This window comes from Alcaligenes sp. (genome assembly GCF_050255915.1).
Classification (GTDB): Bacteria; Pseudomonadota; Gammaproteobacteria; order Burkholderiales; family Burkholderiaceae_B; genus Alcaligenes; species Alcaligenes aquatilis.
Map to the genome: position 1 here is coordinate 42,775 of NZ_JBFWIQ010000014.1, position 24,921 is coordinate 67,695.

The following is a 24,921-nucleotide window of genomic DNA, read 5'->3' on the forward strand; positions in this document are numbered from 1 at the left end:
CTAAAATGATGAACCCGATCAAAAACATCAAGGTCAAACAATCGGAGCCTCAAAGAACTGAGGCTCCAGTTTACCTACAGAACATCCATATCGCTTAGGCCATCGTCATCAGGCTTGCATTCCCTCCAGCAGCAGCCGTATTAACGCTCAAGACTCGCTCCTGAACCAGTCGCTCCAACGCAATCGCATGGTCTCCTGGAGCTAATGCCGTAATACTGACAATCATTCCCTCTCGGGCCGCGATCCGTTGCTGCCAACGTTGCAATGAACTGGCCTGTCCGTGATGCAGCATGGCATCAATGTAGCAGCGCTCCAGATCATCAGACAGCGTAATGGCCGAACGCAGCAAGGCGGGCAAACGGGCATGTAGTCTCTGTGCCTGCTCATCATGCGCATCCCATACCATCTGACTGCCAACAGCCAACACGGCGCACAATTGCGCGATACGATCGCGCTCATTATCTGCCACGCCCAGCACGGCCTGACGAGGCACTAAGCGATAGGTATTGGACTCCCCCGTTGGCCCACGCAGCTCAAAGCGTTGGTTACTGAAAAACGTCATCGGAGTACGCGTTGGAGCCAGTTCCGGATGCTGATCCAACCAATTGGCCAAGGCTTGTCGCGCAGACTCCTGTGGGTTCCCTAAGAACTGGCCTGCCCCGTCTGTGCCGAAAGGCTGACTGAGCGCCTGTTCAGGCCGCTCAGCCAATAAGCGATACAGGTACAAAGGTCCACCTGCTTTGGGCCCTGTTCCAGACAAACCCTCTCCACCAAACGGCTGTACTCCCACGACCGCCCCCACCGTATTGCGATTGACATACATATTCCCCACATGGCTGCGCGCCACAACATAGTCAATCGTTTCATCAATACGGGTATGCAAACCCATGGTCAGACCATAGCCCTTGGCCCGGATCTGCTCCAGCACTGCATCCAGTTGATCACGGCGATAACGCAGCAAGTGCAGTACCGGGCCAAATACCTCTTGCGTCAAATCGGACAGATCGGGCAGCTCAATCAAGGTTGGCGCAATGAACGTACCGTGGGCCGTTGTCAAGGTGCGGGCGGCTTCACCGCCCAGACTCAACTGATGGACGACATGACCCTTGGCACGCATTTTTGCAATATGCCGCTCAATCCCCTCTTGAGCCCGTTGATCAATCACCGGACCAATATCATTCGCCCACTCAACAGGATTGCCCACTCGCAATTGAGCCATCGCACCCTGCAGCATGGTGATCAAACGATCTGCCGCTTCTTCTTGGACAAATAAAACCCGCAAAGCCGAACAACGCTGCCCGGCGCTATCGAAAGCCGATACGATCACATCCTGCACAACCTGCTCAGTCAATGCAGACGAATCGACAATCATGGCATTTTGCCCCCCCGTCTCCGCAATCAGAGGCACCGGTCCCCCATGCCGACCGATACGTTGGGCAACCGTCGCCTGCAAACCACGAGCCACTTCGGTTGAGCCAGTAAACATGACGCCTTGCACACGATCATCCGAAGTCAGCTGTGGCCCCACCACACTGCCCCGGCCAATCACCAGTTGCACAGCCTGGCGCGGCACACCCGCGTCCCACAAGATACGAACCGCTTGGGCGGCAATCAAGGAGGTCTGCTCCGCCGGCTTGGCCAACACCGTATTGCCCGCCGCCAGAGCAGCAGCCACCTGACCCGTGAAAATCGCCAAGGGGAAGTTCCAGGGGCTGATACACACTATTGGCCCTAGCGGTCGATGGCTGTGATTGGAAAACTGGACCTGTACTTGCTGGGCGTAATAACGCAGAAAATCCACCGCTTCACGGACCTCGGCAATCGCATTGGCATAGGTTTTACCCGCCTCGCGCACCAGTATTCCCATCAGAGGCTGCATTTGCGCCTCCATGCCATCAGCAGCCCGCAACAAAATTGCTGCACGCTCGGCAGGCTCGACCGCAGCCCATTGAGGAAAATACTGACTGGCCGTCTGCAAGGCCAATTCCACCTGCTGCGCTGTCGCACTGTATACCTGACCGAGCTGATCGCGATGATCCGCTGGATTTACGATCGCCGTCACCACAGCTGCGGCCAAATCATCATGCGGCGTCTCCGTGCCCAACATGGCTTGCACCTGCATAGACGTGCTCGCTTCCTGCTGCAAGGTTTGCGAAAGCGTCTTTAACTGCTGCTCATCGGCTAGATTCAGTCCCCATGAGTTGGGGCGAGATGCACCATACAAATCGCGTGGCAAGGCAATGCCAGCATGCGGCAAGCCAAGCTGCCCCTCTTGCGCGGCCATTTGCTCGACCTGCAACACAGGATCACGCACCAGTTCGCCCAGCGCGATGCTCTCGTCCGCGACCTGATTCACAAACGACGTATTGGCCCCATTTTCCAGCAAGCGCCGCACCAGATACGCCAACAAGGTCTCATGCGTACCAACGGGTGCATAAATGCGGCAAGGTCGCCCCAACTTGCCTTGCTCGGGGTGGCCCACCACCTGCTCGTACAAGGGTTCCCCCATCCCGTGCAAGCACTGGAATTCATACTGTCCCGAATGATACTGATCAGGCCCAGCCAGCTCATAAATGCTAGCCAGTGTCTGAGCATTATGAGTGGCAAACTGGGGATAGATTTGCTCTGGTGCGGCCAGCAGTTTGCGTGCGCACGCGACATACGACAGATCGGTGTAGGGCTTACGCGTATAGACCGGATAACCTTCCAGGCCGTCTAACTGCGCCCGTTTGATTTCACTGTCCCAATACGCACCTTTGACCAGACGAACCATCAAACGCTGATTACTGCGACGGGCCAGATCAATGACATAGTCAATGACATACGGGCATCGCTTTTGGTAGGCCTGGATCACAAAGCCAATTCCTTTCCAGCCCCGCAAGTCTGGCTCGAAACAAAGCCGCTCCAACAGGTCCAGGGAAATCTCCAGGCGATCGGCCTCCTCGGCGTCAATATTCAGACCAATATCGTAGTGACATGCCAGACGGGCCAGCTTTAACACCAAGGGATACAACTCTTCGTGCACCCGGTCAATCTGGGCACGGCTGTAACGCGGATGCAAGGCAGATAACTTGATGGAAATCCCTGGGCCGTCATAAACGCCACGGCCATTAGAGGCCTTGCCAATGGCATGAATAGCCTGCTCGTAATCTTGCAGATAGCGTTGGGCATCGGCCGCCGTCAATGCCGCCTCGCCGAGCATGTCATAGGAATAACGAAAGCCTTTGGCCTCTAAGGAGCCTGCGTGTTGCAAGGCCGCCTGGATGGTTTCACCCGTCACAAACTGCTCGCCCATCATGCGCATTGCCATATCCACCCCTTTGCGAATCAGGGGTTCACCACCTTTGGCGATCAGGCGCCCCAGCGAGGCCGACATTCCAGTTTCGCTATAGGTGGATACCAGTTTGCCCGTCACCATCAAGCCCCACGCGGCGGCGTTGACAAAGATGGGCGTGCCTTTCTTGCCGACGTGTTGACGCCAATTGCCATGACTGATCTTGTCGCGAATCAAGGCATCGCGTGTTGCCGTATCAGGGATACGCAGCAAGGCCTCGGCCAGACACATCAGAGCAATGCCTTCCTGGGACGACAAGGAAAACTCCTGTAAGAGGCCCTGCACCAGTCCCGACTTGCCGGTGGCGGTTTTACGCTGTCGCAACGCTCCGGCAACCCGCAGTGCCAAAGCCTGCGCCCGGGTCGCCATCTCACCCGGTAAACGAGCCTGCTCCAACAGACTGGGCACAAGCTCGGTTTCTGGACGCAGCCAGGCCCGGGTAATGGCTTGCCGCAACGTGGATTGCTCCAACCAAGGCGTCAAAGCGGCAAAGGAGTGGACTGCTGCACGAACTGGCGACGCGCACGCACCTTGTTGTAGGACCATGAACTACCCCTGCAATAAATACGAAAGACAGATTGATGACAAATTTTTCGCTATTATTAAGGAATAAATGTAAAATTTCTCACTATATTCACACCGATCTATAGTGAAAAATAAATCATGAAAGACCAAGAGCACCAACTTGACAAGCAAGACCTGAAAATTCTGGACTTGCTCCAGCAAGACGGACGTATTGCCAACACAAAACTGGCCGAAGCCGTTGCCCTGTCTCCAACGGCAGCTCTGGCTCGGGTGCAACGTCTGACACGAGAAGGCTATATCCTGGGCTACGAGGCTCGGCTCAATCCGGCCAAGCTCAAGGCAGGGATGTTGGTGTTTGTTGAAGTATTGTTAGACCGCACCACGCCCAACGTATTTGAAGAGTTCAAGCTGGCGCTACAGGATCGACGCGAGGTCATGGAGTGCCATATGGTGGCTGGTGGCTTTGACTACCTGCTCAAAACCCGCCACGAAGATATGAGTGCGTACCGGGACTTTGCCGGTCGCGTGCTATGGAAACTACCCGGTATCCGAGAAACCCGCACCTTTGCCGTCATGGAAGAGGTCAAAAGCTCCATGGCCCTGGATTTAAGCCGGATCTGGTAACTGAAATAGTTCTTTAAGGGCGCCGTCCGCGCCCATCTTACCGTCAAGCCAAGCCGTCCTGCGCGATGCCAAGCGCAACGCTGAGGCGGCCCGACCTTGCCATTGTTACCTGCTGATCGGCCAGCGAGTCACTCACCCAAGGAGGGGTGTGAACTTACCCACAGCACGGTGGCGTCCTGCTCGCCACCGGAAATACAGGCATGTCCCATCGCGCTGTCAAAGTAACAGGAGTCTCCACTTTCCAGCTCCAGAGGCGCATAAAAATCCGTGTGTATCACCACCGTCCCTGTCAACACATAGATGAACTCCTCGCCATCATGCCGCAACAAGGTCTTAAAGGCCTTGGAGTCATGCGCCTTGATCGTCGTTACCAAGGGGATAAATTGCTTATCTGCAAGATCGCTATGCAAAATTTCATAACTGTACTGACGCGTATCGTGCACCACCCCTTCCCCCCGTCGAGACACGCTGCGTCTACCTAGGGGCGTGGGTTTGGAAGTGTGGCCAAACAGCTCGCCCACATGCACATCTAATCCTTGGGCCAGGGCAGCGATTTTTTCGTACGTCGGAGAGAGCTGCCCATTTTCAATCTTGGATAAGGCCGAGGCAGAAATCCCCGATCGCTCACTTAATTGTTGCAGGGTCAATTTGGCCTGACGGCGTAATTGATTCAGTTTGACGGCCAATACATTGACGGGATCATCAGGGGGGGTCATGGCAGTTTTTAAGGCTTCCTGGATGCACTACCTATGGAAAACCCTTAAAGAGGATTTTCCGATATGGCAATATTATTTCGCATAAGAAATATTTTTCTCAAAATTACAGGCATGCGCCTGTACGTTGATGGTAGATCACATGCAAATCCTGGATCAAGCTCAAACTGAGCACTCCATGCCTTTCGATCGTCTTTTTGATGCGATCGAATCCATGTTCATTGAAGGCTGCAACGTGCCTTTACGGCATAACCACGCCATTGAAAACGCCGGTCACGCAACCGGCACCCTGCTGCTGATGCCCGCCTGGCAAGCCGGTAAACATCTGGGCCTGAAAACCGTGTCCATTTTCCCGGACAATAACACTCAGGGCCTGCCTGGCCTGCACTCAACCTATACCCTGTTTGATGCGACTACAGGCAAACCACTGGCGGCCTTGAACGGCGATGTCATCACCTCCCGTCGTACCGCTGCCGCCTCGGCCCTGGCTGCACGCTGGCTCAGCCGCCCAGACTCGCAAACACTGCTGGTCGTTGGTGCAGGTCGGATTGCCAGCCTGCTGGCCGATGCCTATCGCACCGTCCGCCCCATCCGCACGGTCTTGGTCTGGGATCGGAATGCCGACAATGCTCTCGCCTTGGTCGAACGGCTAAACCGCGATGGCTTTGACGCTCATCATGTGCGTGAGCTGGAAAGCGCTGCACGACAAGCTGACATCATTACCTGCGCCACCCTGGCCACCGAACCGCTGATTAAAGGCGAATGGCTGCAAGCTGGCACTCACCTGGATCTGATCGGTAGCTTCATGCCCACCATGCGCGAGAGCGATGATGCCTGCTTTACACGCGCCACCGTTTTTGTTGATACCGATGAAGCAGCGATGAAATCGGGCGACATTCTGGAACCCATCAAATCCGGAAAATTCGATCCGGCTGACATTACCGCCACGCTGGAAGATCTGTGCCAGGGCCGACACCCTGGCCGCCAGAGTGCCGACGAAATCACACTGTTCAAAGCCGTTGGCACAGCCTTGGAAGACCTGGCTGCCGCGACACTGGCTTATGACCTTTGGCAAGAACAATCCTCTACTTTTACACCGGGCTGATTGGCTCAACGCGAACCAATAACAAGGAAACCCCTCATGACGGCAAACGTCACCCCTCCCGCACAACGTGCCTCCGCCAAGCGCGTTCTTCTGGCTAGCCTGACAGGCAGTTCTATTGAATGGTTTGATTATTTTCTGTACGGCACAACCGCCGCACTCGTTTTTAACAAGCTGTTTTTCCCTACCTTCGACCCTGTCGTCGGTTTAATGCTGGCCTACCTCTCCTTTGCCCTGACCTTCTTCATTCGTCCCTTGGGCGGTTTGATCTTTGCCCATATTGGGGACCGAATCGGACGCAAGAAAACCCTGGTCATCACCTTATCCATGATGGGCGGGGCTACCGTTCTGATTGGACTGCTGCCTGGCTACGATACGATCGGCGTCTGGGCCCCCATTTTGCTGGTGCTGCTGCGTCTGATTCAAGGTTTGGGGATTGGTGGAGAATGGGGCGGAGCCTTGTTACTGGCCTATGAGTATGCGGCGCCGAACCGACGCGGGCTGTTTGGTAGCGTTCCGCAGATGGGAGTGACCATTGGCATGCTGCTGGCCACCTTGGCCATGACCTTGATGAGCCTGCTGCCCGATGAGCAGTTCATGAGCTGGGGCTGGCGCATCCCCTTCCTGGCAAGCGCCGGACTGGTTTTTCTTGGCCTATGGGTACGTAATGGCATTGATGAGACACCGGACTTTCAAAAAGCCAAGCAGGAGGGTCAAGTCGCCAAAATGCCATTGGTTGAAACCTTGCGAGACCATTGGCGTGAAGTACTGATCGCCATCGGTGCCAAGATTGTGGAAACGGCGCCATTTTATTTGTTCTCGACCTTTGTAGTCAGCTACGCCACCAGCAGCACATTGCAGTACGAACGTTTTGATGTTCTTAACGCGGTGACCGTCGCCACGCTGGTCACCACCTTCTGCATTCCACTGATGGGACTGCTGTCTGACTATATCGGCCGCGTCAAAGTATTTATTGCTGGGGCAGTAGCCATGGCCTTGTTTGCCGTCCCTTACTTCCTGCTGCTTGACCAACGTTCTACCACATCCCTGATGATTGCTACGGTTGTTGCCCTGGGCCTGATCTGGGCACCGATTACCGCCGTGCTGGGCACCATGTTTTCGGAGATTTTCGCCACACGTGTCCGCTATACCGGCATTACCCTGGGTTATCAAATCGGTGCCGCCTTGGCCGGTGGGACAGCACCACTGATCGCAACATGGCTCATGAGTCGTTACGACGGCTCCTGGGTGCCTGTCGCGGTCTACATTATCGTTGCCGCGCTCATCTCGATTGCTGCCGTGTCAGCCGTACGAGTCCGCAAACCAGAATAAGCCAACAACAAGCGGGTTCGCCACGCTTTCCCAGACCGCCGATAAACCCCAGGTTCGATAACTTGGGGTTTATTTTTTTGTGCGCCAAGCCAAGCAATCAGACCGTCGATCACAGCAGCGTGATCTGCTCCTGGCAGACTCACCTGCGCTGGGCTGCAGATGCCACACAGTGATCCGAGCAACAACATTAAGATGCCGCACACCAAGCGATACCGGTAAACTGTCGCTAAATCCTTTATTTTGCAGTTCTTTTTGATGTCACCCATCGTGCCCCATACCTCTTTCAGTACCCTTCCCCTTTTGCCCGCCTTGCTTGAAACCCTGGATAGCCTGGGTTTTGAAAAAATGACGGCCATTCAGGAACAGAGCCTGCCGCTGATTCTGCAAGGCCGCGACCTGATTGCCCAAGCCAAGACCGGCAGCGGCAAAACCGCCGCATTTGGCCTGGGTCTGTTGCAAACCCTCAACCCCAGCAAACTGACGCCACAAGCCCTGGTAATCTGCCCCACGCGCGAACTGGCCGATCAGGTCACGACCGAACTGCGTCGTCTGGCCCGCCAGATTCCTAACGTACGTATGCTGACGCTGTGCGGTGGGGTTCCCTCGCGCCCGCAAACAGAAGCCTTGCGCAACGGTGCTCACGTAGTGGTGGGCACACCGGGCCGCATCCAGGACCACCTAGAGCGCGGCAACCTGGACTTGTCCGCCCTGAAAACCCTGGTACTGGACGAAGCCGACCGTATGGTGGACATGGGCTTTCACGATGACATCGTGGCCATTGCCTCGCACTGCCCGCCCCGTCGTCAAACCCTGCTGTTCTCGGCCACCTACCCGGAAAACATTCGCAAGCTCAGCGCCCGCTTTCTGCATAACCCCGCCGAAGTCAAAGTGGAAGCCCTGCACGATGCCAGCCAGATCGAACAGATTTTTTACGAAGTTCACCCCGAGCAGCGTTTGTCTGCTGTGGTGACCCTGCTGGAGCATTTCCGCCCCTGCTCGACCCTGGTTTTCTGCAACACCAAGATGCGTTGCCAGGAAGTCGTCGAAGAGCTGCAATCCGAAGGTATCCAGGCTCTGGCCTTGACTGGTGATCTTGAACAGCGTGATCGCGACGAAATTCTGGTGCAGTTCTCCAACCAGAGCTGCGCTGTGCTGGTCGCCACCGACGTGGCCTCGCGCGGTCTGGATATTCAGAATCTGGGGGCTGTCATCAACGTAGACGTCACCAAAGACAGCGAAGTGCATATCCACCGCATTGGCCGTGTTGGTCGTGGTGATCAAAAAGGCCTGGCCTTGAATCTGGTCTCGCGCAACGAGCTGCGCTGGGTCAAGCTGATTGAAGACTTCCAGGGCCGTGAAGTGAAATGGGGCAATCTGAAAGCCTTGCGATCTCAATCAAAAGAACCCTTGCGCGCACCCATGATGACACTGGAAATTCAGGGTGGCAAAAAAGACAAGCTGCGCCCCGGCGACCTGCTCGGTGCCTTGACGCGTGATGTCGGTCTGAAAGGGGATCAGGTCGGCAAGATTGCCATTACCGACGCCCGCTCCTACGTGGCCCTGGATCGTGGAATTGCCCGTCAATTCTTTGACCGTATTTCCAACGCCAACATCAAAGGTCGCCGCTTCCGTATGCGCTTTGTGGAAGACAAATGAATACCAAGTAGTAATTGACTGACTGTATCCTGTTTTATACAATCAATCCATGAAGACTATCCACACCACCGATACCTTCGATCACTGGTTTAGCGGTCTGCGCGACAAGCAGGCCGCCAGACGAATTCAGGTTCGTATTGACCGAGCAGAAGATGGCAACTTTGGAGACTGTGAATCGGTCGGCGAAGGAGTTTCCGAGATGCGTATTCACTACGGACCTGGCTACCGTGTGTACTTTGTACAACGTGAACTGGAGATCGTGATCTTATTGGCGGGTGGCAATAAATCTACCCAGAATAAAGATATTAAAACTGCGCTGGAAATCGCGCGGCAACTATAAGGGGCGATCATCATGGGAACCATCAAATTACGCAAATGGGATAGTGCCGAACACCTCCAAACCGAGGAAGACATGGTGCTATACCTAGAAGCCTGCATGGAGGAAGCTGGCAACGATGCCGCTTTCATTGCAAAAGCCTTGGGCAATATTGCTCGCGCCAAGGGCATGAGCCAGTTGGCTAAAGAAACGGGCTTGGGACGTGAAAGCCTGTACAAAGCCCTGTCAGGCGAAGGCAATCCAAGCTTTGGCACCATTCTAAAAGTCATGCACGCCTTGGGAATCAAACTGCAACCACAGCTTGCTCCTCACAACTCCTAACCCCACACGTATTCCAACCCAAACATAACCGGTGCAAGCGTCATTTCTCCGTCCGCCCTTCAGGATCAGACAAGAAACTCTTGTTCTTCCTACATACAGGCTATTTTGCTGGGTGCCTGTTTCAAATGACTGCTGGCCGCGGAGGGTCCTGAACCATGCCAGCGTGCCAGCTCTCGTATGCGCTCTATCAGGCTGGCAGCCGCTTCGCTCATGCTGCCTGTCTCTCGCGGGTAGGCCATCAATAACTCGCAACGCGGGCCACCACCGATCAAGGGGCGTGACACCACGTTCTTGGGCATGAAGTATTCCGCGTAGGTTGGCAACAAGGTGTAGCCCAATCCAGCCGCGACCAGATTAATGCTCATCAGGGGGTTGGCCGAATTGTAGGTATGCTCGGGCACCACCTTGTGATGGGCCAGATAGCGAGCCAGCACATCGTGCATGGAGCGGCCATAAGAGCGATCCACGGCAATCATGGGCAGGCGGTTCAAACGCGCCGGAGGAATCAAGCTATACGCTTCCAGGCGATGACCTTTGGGTAGATAGACCCGCAAGGGCTCATCCAATACCACTTCGCTACAAACATTGGTGGCTCGCACCGGGCCACGCATGAAAGCCAGATCCAGTTCCCCTCGGGCCATGGCGCCTTCTTGCTCGTTGGATGTCAGGCTACGCAGCACCACATCCACCTGGGGGAAAGCCGCCCGAAAAGCGGGCAATACCGCTGGAAAGATACGCACCTCTGCCGCCGGGACAAAGCCTATCGTCAGCACTTCCCTGGCTTGCGAAGCCGCCTTGCCCGCACGTATCACCGCCTCTTCCACTTTTTGCAAAATCTCGCGGGCGTCATCCAGGAAAACGGCTCCGGCCTCCGTCAACTCGACCTTGCGACGAGTACGGTTCAACAAGGGATAACCAATATCCTCTTCCAGATTGCGGATCTGCTCACTCAAGGAGGGTTGAGAGGTATAGAGCCGCTCAGCAGCACGGGTGAAATTCAACTCTTCCGCGACTGCAACGAAGTAACGCAAGTGTCGCAATTCCAAGTTAGTCTCCTGTCAAATTAGTCGCCCTGTCCGGCTCTGACCCGAACAGCATAGGGCTCGGCCTGCGGTATTTCTCCCGAACAAGCCGTTCTTGCAAGCACTATTGTCGCTGCTCCAAAGGCGCTACAAGCGACTGCGATTTTCATTGCTGCAGCGCAGCAATTGGGATTCTCGTAAACCCTAAGTACCTGTAAAGCCGCATCAATATTGGCCTTCAGACTTAAACCCTATACATACCAGGGTCTTAAAGCCGACTTATCGGGTTTGCCGATCACCCGATCTAAAGCAAGTATTGGTCGAATTCATTTCAAGCTTCTACATTTTGCCGTTGGCGACAAAAACCTGTTTCGCAAAAGCACGCATTGCAATAGCGAGGAGCAAGCGATGGGAATCAACCCTGAAAAAATCGAAGCCTTGGTCGATGCACGTAATGGACGCGTTACCCCTTCCATTTACACCGACCCGGATATTTATGAGCTGGAGCTGGAGCGCATCTTTGGCCGCACCTGGCTGTTCCTGTGTCACACCAGCCAGATCCCCAAAGCGGGAGACTTCTTCAATACCTATATGGGCGAGGACCCGATTATCGTTGTCCGTCAAAAAGACGGCTCGATCAAGGCCTTCCTGAACCAATGCCGACACCGCTCGATGCGCGTGTCCTATGCCGACTCGGGCAATACCAAAGCCTTTACCTGTCCTTACCACGGCTGGAGCTATGGCACCAACGGCGATCTGGTGGACGTACCGCTGGAGCCGCGCGCCTATCCGCAAGGCTTGTGCAAGGAAAAGTGGGGTCTGCAAGAAGTGACCCGCGTCAAAGTATACAAGGGTCTGGTCTTTGGCAACTGGGATGCGAGCGCTCCTGATCTGGAAGAATACATGGGCGATATCGCCTGGTATCTGGACGGTGTGTTGGACCGACGCGAAGGCGGGACTGAAATCATTGGCGGGGTTCAGAAATGGACCATCGAATGCAACTGGAAATTCCCCGCTGAGCAATTCGCTTCCGACCAATACCACGCTCTGTTCTCGCACGCTTCTGCTGTGCAGGTGCTGGGCCAAAAACCGGGTGACGAAGACAAGGCGCTAGGTGCCGGTCAAACCGCCCGCCCTGTCTGGGAAACCGCCAAAGACGCCGTCCAATATGGCCAACGCGGCCATGGCAGTGGCTTCTTTTTTACCGAACAGCCCGATGCCAACGTGTGGGTAGACGGTGAGGTCTCGCAGTACTTTCGCGACACCTATGCCGAAGCGCACGAGCGCCTGGGCGAAGTGCGTGCCCTGCGTCTGGCTGGCCACAACAATATGTTCCCGACACTGAGCTGGCTGAACGGTACCGCAACGCTGCGCGTCTGGCATCCACGCGGCCCGAACCAGGTGGAAGTCTGGGCATTTTGTATTGCCGATGCCGCCGCTCCCGACAATGTGAAGGCGGCCTTTGAACGCAGCGCCACCCGCGCTTTTGGTCCTGCCGGATTCCTGGAGCAGGACGACTCCGAGAACTGGGCTGAGATCCAAAAAATCCTGCGTGGCAAACGCGCCCGTGGCACCCAGTTGTGCATGGAAATGGGCCTGGGTAACGAAGGTCTGCGTAGCGACGGCGTGCCAGGCGTCACCAACTACATCTTCTCCGAAACCGCCGCTCGCGGCCTGTACAAGTACTGGGCCGACCTGATGGTGTCCGAGACCTGGGATGAAGTCCTGGAGCGCAGCCGCGTCTACGAAGAGGAGTTGGTGAAATGAGCGCCGTCATTGAAGAACCGACCCAAACAGCCATCGTCGATATGCAACTGCATCATGAAATTGCTGACTTCCTGTACATGGAAGCCGAGTTGCTGGACGACTGGCAGTTTCGCGACTGGCTGGACCTGCTGTCCGAGGATGTGCACTACCACATGCGCAGCACCACCAATGCGCAAACCCGCGACCGTCGCCGCAGCGTGCAGCCACCCACCACCTGGATCTTTAACGACAACAAGTTCCAACTGGAACGTCGCGTCGCTCGCCTGGAAACCGGCATGGCCTGGGCCGAAGAACCTCCTTCGCGCACCCGCCACTTTGTCAGCAACCTGCGTATTCGCCCCACTGCCGACGGCCAGGGTTACGAAATTCGTAGCAACTACATCCTGTACCGCGCCCAGAAAGAGAAGGACGAGACCTGGTACGCCGGCAAACGCCTGGACTATGTACGCCGTGCAGACAACCGCTTTGGTTGGGAGCTGTATGAACGCGAGATCGTTCTGGATCAAGTGGTCATTACATCCCACAACCTGAGCGTTCTGTTCTGACCCTGCTCACTTTCCGATGTTGATTGATATGACACGCATTACCGCATGTGAAACCGGTGCCCTGGCCGATGGCGAGGCACTGAAGATAGACACTCCCGACCGTCAGATTGCCCTGTTCAATATTGATGGCACCTTCTATGCGACTGACGACCGTTGCACACATGGCAACGCGTCCATGTCCGAAGGCTATGTCGAGGACGATGGCACGGTGGAGTGCCCACTGCACGCTGCCCGTTTCTGCCTGAAAACGGGCGCGGCCCTGTGCCAACCCGCCACCGAGGCGCTACGTACCTATCCGGTGATCATCAGCGAAGGCATGGTCTATATCGATCTGGAGGCCCAGGCATGAACGGCTGGCTACAAAACGAAGTCGCTTTGATCACCGGCGGCGGCTCAGGCCTGGGTCTGGCATTGGTGGAGCGCTTTCTCCAGGAAGGCGCATCCGTGGCGGTACTGGAACGCTCGGCAGAAAAATGTGCCGATCTGGAACAGAAGTTTGCAGGCAAAGTGCTGGCTATCCAGGGCGATGTGTGCAGCGCGGCGGACAACCAGAAAGCCGTGGCTGCCACGGTTGCCCGCTTTGGCAAGCTGGACTGTTTTATTGGCAACGCCGCAGTCTGGGACCACGGTGCCCGGCTGATCAACACCAGCATCGAGCAATTGGACACTGGCTTTGACGAGCTGTTTGCCATCAACGTCAAAGGCTATCTGCTCGGTGCCAAGGCAGCCGCCGCTGAACTGGTTAAATCCTGCGGCAGCATGATTTTCACCTTAAGCAATTCGGCCTTTTACGCCGAAGGCGGTGGCCCGCTCTATACCGCCAGCAAACATGCAGCGGTCGGTCTGATTCGCGAGCTGGCGTTTGAGCTGGCCCCTAAAGTGCGTGTCAACGGCGTGGGGCCCTGCGGCATGAAAACCGATCTGCGTGGCCCACAAGCCTTGGGCCAGCAAGATACGCGCATCATGGACTCGCGCTCGCCCGACGCCATCAAAGCAATTTTGCCCCTGCAATTCTTTCCCGAGCCTGAGGAATTTACCGGCCCCTTTGTGCTGCTGGCCTCGCGCCAGAACAACCAAACGCTGACCGGCGTCATGATCAATGCCGACGCAGGCCTGGGAATACGCGGCATACGTAATGTGGCCGGTGGACTGGAGCTGTGATGCAGACACCTCATATTGTGATTATCGGGGGGGGACAAGCCGGAGCCACGGCCGCCGCTGAACTGCGCCGCCGTGAATTTGCCGGGCAGATCACCCTGGTCGGTGAGGAGCCGTACCTGCCCTACGAGCGTCCGCCCTTGTCCAAAGATGCCTTGTTGGACCCGGACAATGTGCAGCTCAACGTGCATCCGGAACACTTTTACATCGAGCAGAACATCACCCTGAAACTGGGGGTTCGTGCGGATACGATTGATGCTCAACAAGGCTGCGTCACCCTATCCAATGGCGAAACCCTAAAGTATGACAGCCTGTTGCTGGCTACCGGCGCACAAGCCCGCCGTCTGCCCGAGCTGGACGCGCTGGGTTCGGTATCGCATGTCTTGCGTACGCTGGACGACGCCAACCGTATCCGTGCCCAGCTCAAGCCTGGCAGCCATGTCTTGCTGGTCGGAGCGGGCGTTATTGGTTTGGAACTGGCCTCCAGCCTGATCGCCTTAGGTGCCAGTGTAGAACTGATCGACCCCGCCGCCCGGGTCATGTCGCGCAACGCACCGGAAGTCCTCAGCCAGTATCTGCAGACCGTACATGAAGCGCGCGGCGTGCGCTTTCACCTGGGCACACAGGTCAGCAAGGCCCACCTCGACCAAGAACAGAAAGTCGTGCTGACACTGGACAATGGCCAGCAGTTGCAAGGCGACCTGCTGATTTACGGTGTCGGTGTGACGATTGATACCCGCTTGGCCGACAGCGCCGGATTGCACACCGAACAAGGTGCCATCGTGATTGATGAGCATGGTCGCAGTTCCCAGCCTGCCATTTATGCGGCGGGTGACACTACCGTGCAAATCGGTATGGATGGACGCTGGCAACGGCAAGAAACCTGGGAAAACGCCAATCATCAGGCCTGCATGGCCGTCTGCCACATGCTCAACCAGGAGCCGGCTCAGGCCAGCCCGGCTTGGTTCTGGACAGACCAATGCGATATGAACATCCAGTTTGCCGGGGATATGGCCGCTGCCCACTGGATTGTGCGCGGCGATCAGGACACGCCTCCTTTTGTCCTGATTGGTCTGGACCCCGAAGGGGCCATCTGTGGAGCCATCACCGTCAATCAAGGCCGTGACATGCGCCCGCTTAAAGAGCTGATCGAACACCGGGCTGTCCTGCCGCTGGAAGTCTGGAACGACACTGCCCAGAACCTGCGCAACCTGGCCAAACAAATCGCACAGGCAACAAACAGCCCAGCCGCAATCGCTGCAGTGGCAGTCGAAGCAGCGGCCCCCTTACACCCATAATCAGAGTCAGGAGACTGGCATGCAGGCACACCTGGAGTGTCTTTCACACACGCCGTTGCTGGGTCACCACGACCCGGCCCAAGCCGTACTGGACGAAGTTTTTGCGGTACAGAAAGCCGCCCGAGAACGTGTCGCGGCTTTCAAACCTGATCTGATCGTGCTGTTCACTCCCGATCATTTCAACGGTTTTTTCTACAACGTCATGCCCAGCTTTTGCATAGGCACTGGCGCCCATGCCATTGGTGATTTTGACAGCCTGGCCGGACGCCTGGACGTGCCCTTCGAGCTGGCGACACAATGCGCCACCCATGTGATCAATAGCGGCGTGGATGTGGCCATTTCGCACGATATGCAGCTCGATCATGGTGCCGCCTATCCGCTGGAACATCTGGTGGGTAGTCTGGATCAGTACCCGGTCATCCCGGTGTTTATCAATTCGGTGGCCGCCCCCTTGCCGACCTTCAAACGTGCCCGTTTGCTGGGCGAGGCCATCGGGCAATGGGCCCGCTCGACCGGCAAGCGCGTGCTGTGGATCGGTTCAGGTGGCTTGTCGCATCAACCTCCTGTGCCGGTGTATGCCGAGGCACCCGATGCCGTGCGTCGCTCGCTCGATGGCGAAGGCTACACGCTCTCGCCCGAGGCGCGTGCTGCCCGTACACAACGCACCATTGATGCCGGCAAAGCCTTTACTCAGGACCCTTCTGTTCTGCACCCACTCAACCCCGAGTGGGACCAGGGCTTTCTGGATCTGCTTCAAACACAAAGCTACCAACAGCTCGATGAAGCGGCGAACGATGACGTCTCGGCACTGGCCGGGCGCAGTGCCCACGAGGTTAAGACCTGGGTGGCCGCTTTTGCCGGACTGTCAGCCTATGGCCCTTATGAAGCGGGGCATCGCTATTACCGCGAAATTCCCGAGTGGATTGCCGGCTTTGGTGGCTTGTCCGCCCATCCGCGCCAGAACTGAAATCCACCACAACAAAACCTCAGGAGATTGTCATGAGTCTGAATGAATCTGATTACAGCCGTTTCGCGACCGTGGTCGAGGAAGGCAAAGAACTGCGCATCCATTACAACGATTTGGGCCAGGGTGAACAGACGGTCGTCATGTTGCACGGCTCAGGCCCCGGTGCCACCGGCTGGGCCAACTTCAACCGCAATATTGAACCGCTCACGCAAGCTGGCTACCGCGTCTTGCTGATCGATTGCCCTGGCTGGGGCAAGAGCGATTCCATCGTCAACAGCGGTTCGCGCTCGGACCTGAACGCCCGTGTGGTGAAAAGCATTATTGACCAACTGGGCATAGACAAAATCCACATGCTGGGTAACTCCATGGGCGGTCATAGCTCGGTTGCCTTTGCCCTGACCTGGCCTGAACGTGTGGCCAAGCTGGTTCTGATGGGTGGCGGCACGGGTGGCATGAGCCTGTTTACTCCTATGCCCAGCGAAGGTATCAAGCTGCTGAACGGCCTGTACCGCGAACCCACGCTGGAAAACCTGAAACGCTTTAACAATGTGTTCGTGTTCGACGCCAGTGTGCTGACCGACGAGCTGCTGCAAGCGCGCCTGAACAATATGCTCAGCCGCAAGGATCACCTGGAAAACTTCCTGAAATCGCTGGAAGCCAACCCACGTCAGTTCCCGGATTTCAGCCCGCGTCTGCCCAGCATTAGCGCTCCTACCCTGATCATCTGGGGTCGTCAGGATCGTGTTGTGCCTTTCGATACCGGCCTGCGCCTGCTGGCAGGTATCCCCAATTCCGAGCTGCACGTCTACAACCAATGCGGTCACTGGGCGCAGTGGGAGCATGCCCAGAAGTTCAACCAGTTGGTTCTGGATTTCCTGGAGCGTTGAGATGAGCGAAACATCCAGCGATCTGCTCGACACCCTGGCCAGCCGTTTGCGCCAGGCCGAGAACAGCAGTCAGTCCATCGAGCCGATTCGCAGCCTGATTGGTGAAGACAATGCCGAGGCAGCCTACACCATCCAGCGCATCAATATTGCCCGAGGTCTTGCCCAGGGCCGTCGCCTGACAGGCCGCAAGATTGGCCTGACCAACCCCAAGGTCCAGCAGCAACTGGGCGTGTCGCAACCCGACTTTGGCGCCCTGTTTGCCGACATGGCCTATGGCGATGGCGAAACCGTTCCTGTCGAGCGCGTCCTGCAACCGAAGATCGAGGCTGAAATTGCCCTGGTGCTGGAGCGCGACCTGCCCCATGCCGACACCAGTTTTGGCGATGTCGCCGCCGCTGTGGGCTGGGTCATGCCCTCGCTGGAAATCGTCGGCAGCCGCATCGCCAACTGGGATATCCGCTTTGTGGATACCGTGGCCGACAACGCCTCCAGCGGTCTGTACGTGCTGGGCGGTCCGGCCCGCCGCCTGGACGGTCTGGACCTGCGCAATGCCCGCATGAGCCTGCATCGCAATGGAGAACTGGCCTCCAGTGGCAGTGGTGCCGAATGTCTGGGCCACCCCTTTAATGCCGCCGCCTGGCTGGCTCGCACCATGGCCAAACTGGGCGAACCGCTACGGGCCGGCGATCTGATTCTGACCGGCGCATTAGGCCCTATGGCACCCGTTGCTCCCGGCGATCACTTTGAAGCCGTGATCGAGGGCATAGGCTCGGTATCCGTCACCTTCAGCGCAGGCTAAGTCCTCTTTGTACGGAGTAACACACATGACAAACCCCAACGGCATTGCCGTCGCCATCATTGGCTCGGGCAATATCGGCACCGACCTGATGATCAAGGTGATGCGCCAAAGCAAACACCTGAAAATGGGCGCCATGGTCGGTATCGACCCGGCCTCCGATGGCCTGGCCCGTGCGGCCCGCCTGGGCGTGCCCACCACCCATGAAGGCCTGGACGGGCTGCTGAAGCTGCCCAATTTCAAGGACATTCGCATTGTGTTTGATGCGACCAGCGCCGGTGCCCACGCCCGTCACAATGCCGTCCTGCAAGAGCACGGCATCCAGGTGATTGATCTGACACCTGCCGCCATTGGTCCCTACACCATCCCGGTGGTCAACCTGGACGACAATCTGGACGCCCCCAACATCAATATGGTGACCTGTGGCGGACAAGCCACCGTGCCCATTATTGCGGCCGTCTCGCAGGTGACCCCGGTGCATTATGCCGAAATCATTGCCTCGATCTCGTCCAAATCGGCTGGTCCGGGCACCCGCGCCAATATTGACGAATTTACTGAGACCACCAGCAAAGCCATGCAGGTCGTGGGCGGTGCCACCGTGGGTAAAGCCATTATTGTGCTCAACCCGGCCGAACCACCCTTATTGATGCGCGATACCGTCTACACCCTGAGCGATCCGGGCAAGGAAGCGGAAATCGAACAATCCATCCAGCACATGGCCGACAAGGTGCAGGCCTACGTGCCGGGCTATCGCCTCAAACAAAAAGTGCAGTTCGATGTCATCCCCGAGGACAAGCCCATCAATGTGCCTGGTCTGGGATGGCGTTCCGGCCTGAAAACCTCGGTGTTTATCGAAGTCGAGGGCGCGGCCCACTATCTGCCCGCCTATGCCGGCAATCTGGACATCATGACCAGTGCGGCATTGGCCTGCGCCGAGCGTCTGGCCCAAACCCGCCTGCTGACGCAAACCGCATGACACGCAAGGACACCACAATGGCACACGATCCCAACAAGAAGCTCTATATCTCCGATGTGACCCTGCGCGACGGCAGCCACGCGGTGCGTCATCAATACAGCGTGCAAAACGCCATGGATATTGCCCGTGCCCTGGACCAGGCCAAGGTCGATTCCATTGAAGTGGCCCACGGCGATGGTTTGTGCGGCTCCAGCTTTAACTACGGTTTTGGCGCGCACACCGACCTGGAATGGATTGAGGCCGTCGCCTCGGTTGTCACGCACGCCAAGATTGCCACCTTGCTGCTGCCCGGCATTGGCACCATCCACGATCTGAAGGCTGCCTACGACGCCGGTGCCCGTACCGTGCGGGTGGCCACTCACTGTACCGAGGCCGATGTCAGCAAGCAGTACATCGAATATGCCCGCAATCTGGGCATGGACACGGTGGGCTTTTTGATGATGAGCCACATGACGACCCCGCAACACTTGGCCGAACAAGCCAAGCTGATGGAAAGCTACGGGGCGACCTGCTGCTATGTGGTCGATTCAGGCGGTGCCTTGAACATGAATGATGTGCGTGACCGTTTCCGCGCCTTCAAGGACGTGCTCAAGCCCGAGACCGAAACCGGCATTCACGCCCACCACAACCTGTCCCTGGGTGTGGCCAACAGCATTGTGGCCGTGGAAGAAGGCTGCGACCGTATCGATGCCAGTCTGGCGGGCATGGGCGCAGGAGCCGGCAATGCGCCCTTGGAAGTGTTTATTGCTGCCGCCGCACGCATGGGCTGGAACCATGGCACGGATCTGTACACCTTGATGGATGCAGCGGACGACATTGTGCGCCCCTTGCAAGATCGCCCCGTACGCGTCGATCGCGAAACCCTGGCCCTGGGCTATGCAGGCGTGTACAGCAGCTTCTTGCGTCACAGCGAAGTGGCCGCACAGAAATACGGCCTGAAAACCGTGGACATTCTGGTCGAACTGGGCAAACGCCGCATGGTGGGCGGTCAGGAAGACATGATCGTGGACGTGGCTCTGGACTTGCTGCAACGACAGGGCACCACGGCCTGATTTCAAAAAACTAAAAAGTTCTACCCCCGGCTCACCGCCGCTTTATCGCGCGATGAGTCGGGTTTCTGCACCCTGAATTCGGGGCGGGCAGGTGGCAGAAGCAAGAAAAAAAACGTCCCGGTAAACCGAGGAGACATTGAAATGACACAAACCCACGGCCGCAAGCACGCGGTCATTACGGTGGCGATCTGCTTTCTGATCGCTGTTATCGAAGGCATGGATATCCAGGCCGCTGGCATTGCCGTGAAAGGCGTGGCGGCAGAGTTCGGTCTGGATAAAACCTACCAAGGCTATTTTCTAAGCGCAGGCATTCTAGGGCTACTGCCCGGTTCGCTCATGGGCGGGCGCTGGGCAGATAAATACGGTCGCAAAGCCGTGTTGATTGCCTCGGTCGCCATCTTTGCCCTGTTTACCTTGTTCACCGCCTGGGTCAACAGCCTGGCCACCTTGTTGCTGGTGCGCTTTCTGGCCGGTGCTGGTTTGGGCGCAGCCATGCCCAACCTGATCACCTTGGCTGCCGAGTCCGTCAAACCCGAACACCGTGCCCGCGCCGTGGGCATGATGTATGCGGGCATGCCCGTTGGTGCAGCCATCTTGTCGCTGGTAGCCGCTTCCAACTTTGGCGAGAACTGGAAAAACATCTTCTACCTGGGTGGCTTGCTGCCTCTGCTGGTCATTCCCGTGATGGTGTGGCTGCTGCCTGAGTCACGCGAGTTTTTGCAAGCACGCCAGAATCGAACCATCGTACAAGGCCGCTTCCAGGACCTGTTCAGCAATGGTCTTGCCGCCCGTACCCTGCTCTTGTGGGTCAGCTATTTCTTTACATTGATGGTGGTGTATCTGATGCTGAGCTGGCTGCCCTCCCTGTTCCAGGAGCTGGGCTTTAGCCGTAAACAAGGCAGCACCGCCCAATTCTGGTTCATGGTCAGTGCAACCGTGGGCACCGTCTTGCTGGGCTATTTGACAGACCGCTGGCACAAGGCTTTGGTCATCGCCCTGATGTATGGCGGAATCCTGGCCGGTTTGCTCAGTTTGAACGGTGCTTCCGGGCTGGAGCAGATGTATTGGGCCGCCGCCTTGACTGGTGCTTTTGTGATCGGCTGCCAGGGTGTCTTGTATGCCTTTGGCGGCATCGTCTACCCCACTGCCGTGCGTGCCACGGGTGTTGGCACCGCCGCCGCAGTAGGCCGTATTGGCGCCACCCTGGGCCCCACCATTGCAGGCATGTTGCTTAGCCAGGGCTATGGCGCTGCTGGTGTGATCACCTCCGCCATCCCCTGCATTATTGTCTCGGCACTGTGCATGTTCCTGGTGGTACGTCAGATCAGTCAGGAGCAGACACAGGCATCCGGCACCTCCGCCCTGCCTGCAGCAGGGAAAGCCTAAAAGCAGAGCGAATTGCAGACCAACACCAAGCTGTGTGGTCCGCAGGGCAATCCTTCCATAAGCAGCCCTTGTGCTAAGCTGCTGCCAACCAAGCGAAGGCACTAAAGACATGAGCCGCCCCCCAACGCCGAAGCCCGTATTTGACTTTGGGGGCGGCTCGAAATGGCACAGCCATCTTTCACAATGCCATGCCTGTTTTGCCCAAGCAGACTGATCGGCGGCTATCCCTGATAAGAATGAAAACAAGAATAAAGAATGACGGGATACAATGGCCGGCTGCTACTTTGACAGCATTTTTCTATAGCCTGGCCTAACCCTGCTGCGGGAAACAAGAACAAGGCGCCAGGCCCAGCACGGAAACACGAGTGATGGACACAGTCATACTTCTTCTGATCGCCGCTATTGCCCTTCATTTTGTGCGGGCACGCTATCAACGCGGGCGCATTATCTTGCTGGGCCACCATCTGAGCAGCTTTCAGTTGGAACGCCACATGGAAACGCTGACAGAAGGCTATACCCGAGCGATTGGCGAACAGGATCTCTCGCGCCAACAGCAGGTTCTGGACATGTTTGCCCAGACTGAAAACGCCGTGGCTACCCAGATTCAATCCTTGGCCGATGCACTACAAAAAGAACCGGCAGAAAACACCCGTGTGGGCATGTTGCCTTTTTGTGTGCCTTACGCAGAACGAATCATCCCGTCCATGACGCGCGACTTTCGCCAGCTTTTGCAGATTCATGCCGCCGGTTTGCGCCATGTTGTCGACAATCCCGAGCAGTTGGACTCCAAAAGCCGGGCCTATCATTTGTCAGCCGAACTTTATCTGTTCCAACATAGCTGTCACTGGTTTTGCAAGTCCAAAACCGTGGCCGATGCACGCTTGCTAGCACGCCATAAAGTCACTCATCAAAAAGTGTTGGAGTCCGTGTCTGCCCAGACTCGCAGCGCCTATTTGCGCTGGCAGCAAGGCCAGGACAAGCAGTAAAAAAGGAGCCAGAACGGCTCCTTTTTTTATACATCACTATCATGACGACACCACCATCCGCACCGCAAAAGCCTCTGAAAAGTCTGGTATGAATTGTTCACGACTTTGCCGTTGGAACAGAACGATTGCTACGCCTGCACTTGCCCCCCAAAACAAAGCTGTGCAAGTGGCAAGAGCCAAACTTTAGCCCACATGGTTCGTTGAAAGGGCAAAGTCGGTTTCTTGATTTGCCTGCTCGTCACATCACACTCCTTATTCATCCATAATTAATTCCGGCCTATATGCAAATCGGCTTGAAATAAATTTTAAGAGTGTGAATTCTTTATTTATCTCAGACTATTCTTAGTTTTACTTTTCAACGACTTATATACAATCACACCTTACATGGGTTAATTGTCAATAACTGCAAAGTCACCCCAAACACCTCTTGACATGCGATTAATTAAAAAACCAACCCAGCCAATCAATTAATTTCATTTTTAAGAATAGTCCTAAATCTTTTCACCGATTGATTTCCTAAACTTCAATTGTGCTCTAAACCAAGCACATACCTGGGAACCTTCGAGCGCCCCAAGGCGTACAACAAGGTTGCTTCGTTTGTCCAACAACCGGAAGTCAAATCAATCATGAAAAAGATCCTTTTAGGCCTCACCATCCTTTCCGCTTTCGCCGCTGCCGGTGCTCAAGCCGAACCTGTTCTTGGTGCTCGTGGCAACATCAGCTTTATCGGTAGCATCAACGCTGACAGCTGCACCGTGCGCACCCCTGGTGCATCCAGCTCCGGCGCCAACATGCTGGTAGACATGGGCCCCGTCTCGGCCAAGACTCTGGGTACCGAAGCCGTACCTGCCACCTCCGAAGGCGGCCTGACCTCCATCGCCAAGAACATCGACATGCAAGTTGAATGTGCCAGCGGTACGAAAGTTGAACTGAAACTGGCCCCTACCACTACCTCCGGCAAGGGTATTGCAGTGACTGGCGGTGCACAAAACGTGCAGATCATGTTGCTTAGCAACGAAAACGTTCTGGACTTTACCGGCGGCTCGGCCACGCTGGAAGCTCCTTACGTTAACGGTTCCATCAACATCCCTCTGACCGCGTACTACACCCGTAAAGCCGGTACTGAAGTTGCTGATGTCGTTGGCGGCCAAGCCAATGCCACCGTCGCTTACGAGCTGTCTTACGAATAAGACTGCCTAAGCTGCTGGCAAAGGGATTTCCCCTTGCCAGCACCCACCCTCAAGGAGAATGAACCATGTCTATCTCAACGTTCAAGAAACTGGCTTTTGGATGTCTAACCCTTGGCGCTGCGCTGTTAAGCAGCCATGCACAGGCATCAATCTCCTTGAGTGGTACCCGCCTGATCCTGCCCGAAAAACAACAAGAAGCGTCCATCGTAGTTCGCAACGAAAATTCGCCTGTACTGATTCAGTCCTGGTTGGAAACGAATACCGACCACGATCAAGCGGAACTACCTTTTGCCATCACACCCGCACTGGTCAAAGTTGCCCCGAACGCACAGCAGGTGATGCGTGTGCTTTACGCCGGTGGTGAGCAAGGTCTGCCCCGCGACCGTGAAACCGTACTGTGGCTGAACGTTCAAGAAATTCCACAGCAAGGCCCTGGCGACAATCAACTGCAGATTGCCATCCGCCAACGCATCAAATTATTTTTCCGCCCTGACGGCCTGCCCGGTTCGGCAGAGCAGGCCCCCGCTCAATTGCAGTGGTCTGTGGTGAACAGTCAGGGCAAACCCATGCTGGAGGTGCACAACCCCAGCGCCTACCACGTATCCATGTCCACCCTGAGCACCGCCAAAGGTCAGGAAATGGAAGACCCCGGCATGATTGCCCCTGGCCAGACTCGTCTCTTGCCACTGGGCCGCTCGGGTGCCCAGGACACCTTGCGGTTTCGGGCCATCAGCGACTATGGCAGTGCCGACCCTTATGAAGTTCGCCTGAACGGGCAGAACAAAGTTCAGGGCCGCGCCTTAAATCCGGACGCACCATAAAACGGCGGCCTAGACCGCCCAGCCTCCCCCGCCTCACGTCTGACCCTTTCGGCTACTGGCTCCCAGCCAGTAGCAGGAGCCCTTGCACGTCTTCGAATCGTCCAACACGCCCCCTTGGGTGCAGAG

Annotated in this window: 23 protein-coding genes; 20 read left to right on the plus strand and 3 right to left on the minus strand. The window is 56.5% G+C overall.

Annotated features, from left to right (window positions below):
- Positions 1–94 precede the first annotated feature (94 nt).
- Entirely contained in the window at positions 95–3,880 is a 3,786-nt protein-coding gene (gene putA, locus AB7E06_RS16050; RefSeq protein ID WP_125277677.1) for a trifunctional transcriptional regulator/proline dehydrogenase/L-glutamate gamma-semialdehyde dehydrogenase, read from the minus strand.
- A gap of 117 nt (positions 3,881–3,997) precedes the next feature.
- On the opposite strand from putA, the gene AB7E06_RS16055 reads away from it, so the two are divergent.
- Positions 3,998–4,483, plus strand: a complete 486-nt coding sequence (locus AB7E06_RS16055) for an Lrp/AsnC ligand binding domain-containing protein (protein ID WP_094197427.1) — start codon at positions 3,998–4,000, stop codon at positions 4,481–4,483.
- A gap of 128 nt (positions 4,484–4,611) precedes the next feature.
- On the opposite strand, the gene AB7E06_RS16060 is transcribed toward AB7E06_RS16055, so the two are convergent.
- Complete coding sequence (locus tag AB7E06_RS16060; protein ID WP_094197428.1) at positions 4,612–5,199, minus strand: helix-turn-helix domain-containing protein; 588 nt, start codon at positions 5,197–5,199, stop codon at positions 4,612–4,614.
- Positions 5,200–5,338: 139 nt separating this feature from the next.
- On the opposite strand from AB7E06_RS16060, the gene AB7E06_RS16065 reads away from it, so the two are divergent.
- From AB7E06_RS16065 to AB7E06_RS16085, 5 genes are all read left to right on the plus strand, one after another.
- Positions 5,339–6,301, plus strand: a complete 963-nt coding sequence (locus AB7E06_RS16065; protein WP_094198411.1) for an ornithine cyclodeaminase family protein — start codon at positions 5,339–5,341, stop codon at positions 6,299–6,301.
- Between the two features lie 36 nt (positions 6,302–6,337).
- The gene (locus AB7E06_RS16070; RefSeq protein ID WP_094197429.1) at positions 6,338–7,630 is read left to right on the plus strand and encodes an MFS transporter; all 1,293 of its coding nucleotides are present in this window, start codon (positions 6,338–6,340) and stop codon (positions 7,628–7,630) included.
- 255 nt (positions 7,631–7,885) lie between these two features.
- Complete coding sequence (gene dbpA / locus AB7E06_RS16075) at positions 7,886–9,286, plus strand: ATP-dependent RNA helicase DbpA (RefSeq protein ID WP_094197430.1); 1,401 nt, start codon at positions 7,886–7,888, stop codon at positions 9,284–9,286.
- A 49-nt stretch (positions 9,287–9,335) separates the two neighbouring features.
- A complete protein-coding gene (locus AB7E06_RS16080) occupies positions 9,336–9,626 on the plus strand; it encodes a type II toxin-antitoxin system RelE/ParE family toxin (protein WP_094197431.1) in 291 nt (96 codons plus the stop codon).
- A 12-nt stretch (positions 9,627–9,638) separates the two neighbouring features.
- A complete protein-coding gene (locus AB7E06_RS16085) occupies positions 9,639–9,944 on the plus strand; it encodes an addiction module antidote protein (protein WP_094197432.1) in 306 nt (101 codons plus the stop codon).
- Between the two features lie 89 nt (positions 9,945–10,033).
- On the opposite strand, the gene AB7E06_RS16090 is transcribed toward AB7E06_RS16085, so the two are convergent.
- Positions 10,034–10,990 (minus strand): LysR substrate-binding domain-containing protein, encoded by a 957-nt coding sequence (locus AB7E06_RS16090; protein WP_108727827.1) that lies wholly within the window; start codon positions 10,988–10,990, stop codon positions 10,034–10,036.
- Between the two features lie 384 nt (positions 10,991–11,374).
- Between AB7E06_RS16090 and hcaE the strand changes: the two genes are divergently transcribed.
- The 14 genes from hcaE to AB7E06_RS16160 all read left to right on the plus strand — a co-directional run bounded on the left by hcaE (position 11,375) and on the right by AB7E06_RS16160 (position 24,795).
- Entirely contained in the window at positions 11,375–12,733 is a 1,359-nt protein-coding gene (gene hcaE, locus AB7E06_RS16095) for a 3-phenylpropionate/cinnamic acid dioxygenase subunit alpha (protein WP_094197434.1), read from the plus strand.
- Positions 12,730–13,278, plus strand: a complete 549-nt coding sequence (gene hcaF / locus AB7E06_RS16100) for a 3-phenylpropionate/cinnamic acid dioxygenase subunit beta (RefSeq protein ID WP_094197435.1) — start codon at positions 12,730–12,732, stop codon at positions 13,276–13,278. The genes hcaE and hcaF overlap by 4 nt, the downstream gene beginning before the upstream one ends.
- A gap of 28 nt (positions 13,279–13,306) precedes the next feature.
- Complete coding sequence (gene hcaC / locus AB7E06_RS16105; protein WP_094198412.1) at positions 13,307–13,627, plus strand: 3-phenylpropionate/cinnamic acid dioxygenase ferredoxin subunit; 321 nt, start codon at positions 13,307–13,309, stop codon at positions 13,625–13,627.
- Positions 13,624–14,439, plus strand: coding sequence for a 3-phenylpropionate-dihydrodiol/cinnamic acid-dihydrodiol dehydrogenase (hcaB, locus tag AB7E06_RS16110; protein WP_094197436.1), 816 nt, complete (start codon positions 13,624–13,626; stop codon positions 14,437–14,439). The genes hcaC and hcaB overlap by 4 nt, the downstream gene beginning before the upstream one ends.
- Positions 14,439–15,734: a 3-phenylpropionate/cinnamic acid dioxygenase ferredoxin--NAD(+) reductase subunit gene (gene hcaD, locus AB7E06_RS16115; protein WP_427957589.1), complete on the plus strand. Its 1,296-nt coding sequence runs from the start codon at positions 14,439–14,441 to the stop codon at positions 15,732–15,734. The genes hcaB and hcaD overlap by 1 nt, the downstream gene beginning before the upstream one ends.
- A gap of 19 nt (positions 15,735–15,753) precedes the next feature.
- Positions 15,754–16,701, plus strand: coding sequence for a 3-carboxyethylcatechol 2,3-dioxygenase (locus tag AB7E06_RS16120; protein ID WP_321268996.1), 948 nt, complete (start codon positions 15,754–15,756; stop codon positions 16,699–16,701).
- Positions 16,702–16,733: 32 nt separating this feature from the next.
- Entirely contained in the window at positions 16,734–17,588 is an 855-nt protein-coding gene (locus AB7E06_RS16125) for an alpha/beta fold hydrolase (RefSeq protein WP_249459932.1), read from the plus strand.
- A gap of 1 nt (position 17,589) precedes the next feature.
- Positions 17,590–18,387, plus strand: coding sequence for a 2-keto-4-pentenoate hydratase (mhpD, locus tag AB7E06_RS16130; RefSeq protein WP_249459939.1), 798 nt, complete (start codon positions 17,590–17,592; stop codon positions 18,385–18,387).
- Between the two features lie 25 nt (positions 18,388–18,412).
- On the plus strand, positions 18,413–19,360 hold the full coding sequence (locus AB7E06_RS16135; protein WP_121739387.1) for an acetaldehyde dehydrogenase (acetylating): 948 nt from the start codon (positions 18,413–18,415) through the stop codon (positions 19,358–19,360).
- Between the two features lie 17 nt (positions 19,361–19,377).
- Positions 19,378–20,412 (plus strand): 4-hydroxy-2-oxovalerate aldolase, encoded by a 1,035-nt coding sequence (gene dmpG / locus AB7E06_RS16140; protein WP_094197440.1) that lies wholly within the window; start codon positions 19,378–19,380, stop codon positions 20,410–20,412.
- A gap of 141 nt (positions 20,413–20,553) precedes the next feature.
- Entirely contained in the window at positions 20,554–21,798 is a 1,245-nt protein-coding gene (gene mhpT, locus AB7E06_RS16145; RefSeq protein ID WP_427957593.1) for a 3-(3-hydroxy-phenyl)propionate transporter MhpT, read from the plus strand.
- Between the two features lie 368 nt (positions 21,799–22,166).
- On the plus strand, positions 22,167–22,784 hold the full coding sequence (locus AB7E06_RS16150) for a hypothetical protein (protein ID WP_427957595.1): 618 nt from the start codon (positions 22,167–22,169) through the stop codon (positions 22,782–22,784).
- 626 nt (positions 22,785–23,410) lie between these two features.
- Complete coding sequence (locus AB7E06_RS16155; protein WP_321278783.1) at positions 23,411–23,974, plus strand: fimbrial protein; 564 nt, start codon at positions 23,411–23,413, stop codon at positions 23,972–23,974.
- Positions 23,975–24,039: 65 nt separating this feature from the next.
- Positions 24,040–24,795, plus strand: coding sequence for a fimbrial biogenesis chaperone (locus tag AB7E06_RS16160; RefSeq protein ID WP_230017610.1), 756 nt, complete (start codon positions 24,040–24,042; stop codon positions 24,793–24,795).
- Positions 24,796–24,921: the final 126 nt, after the last annotated feature.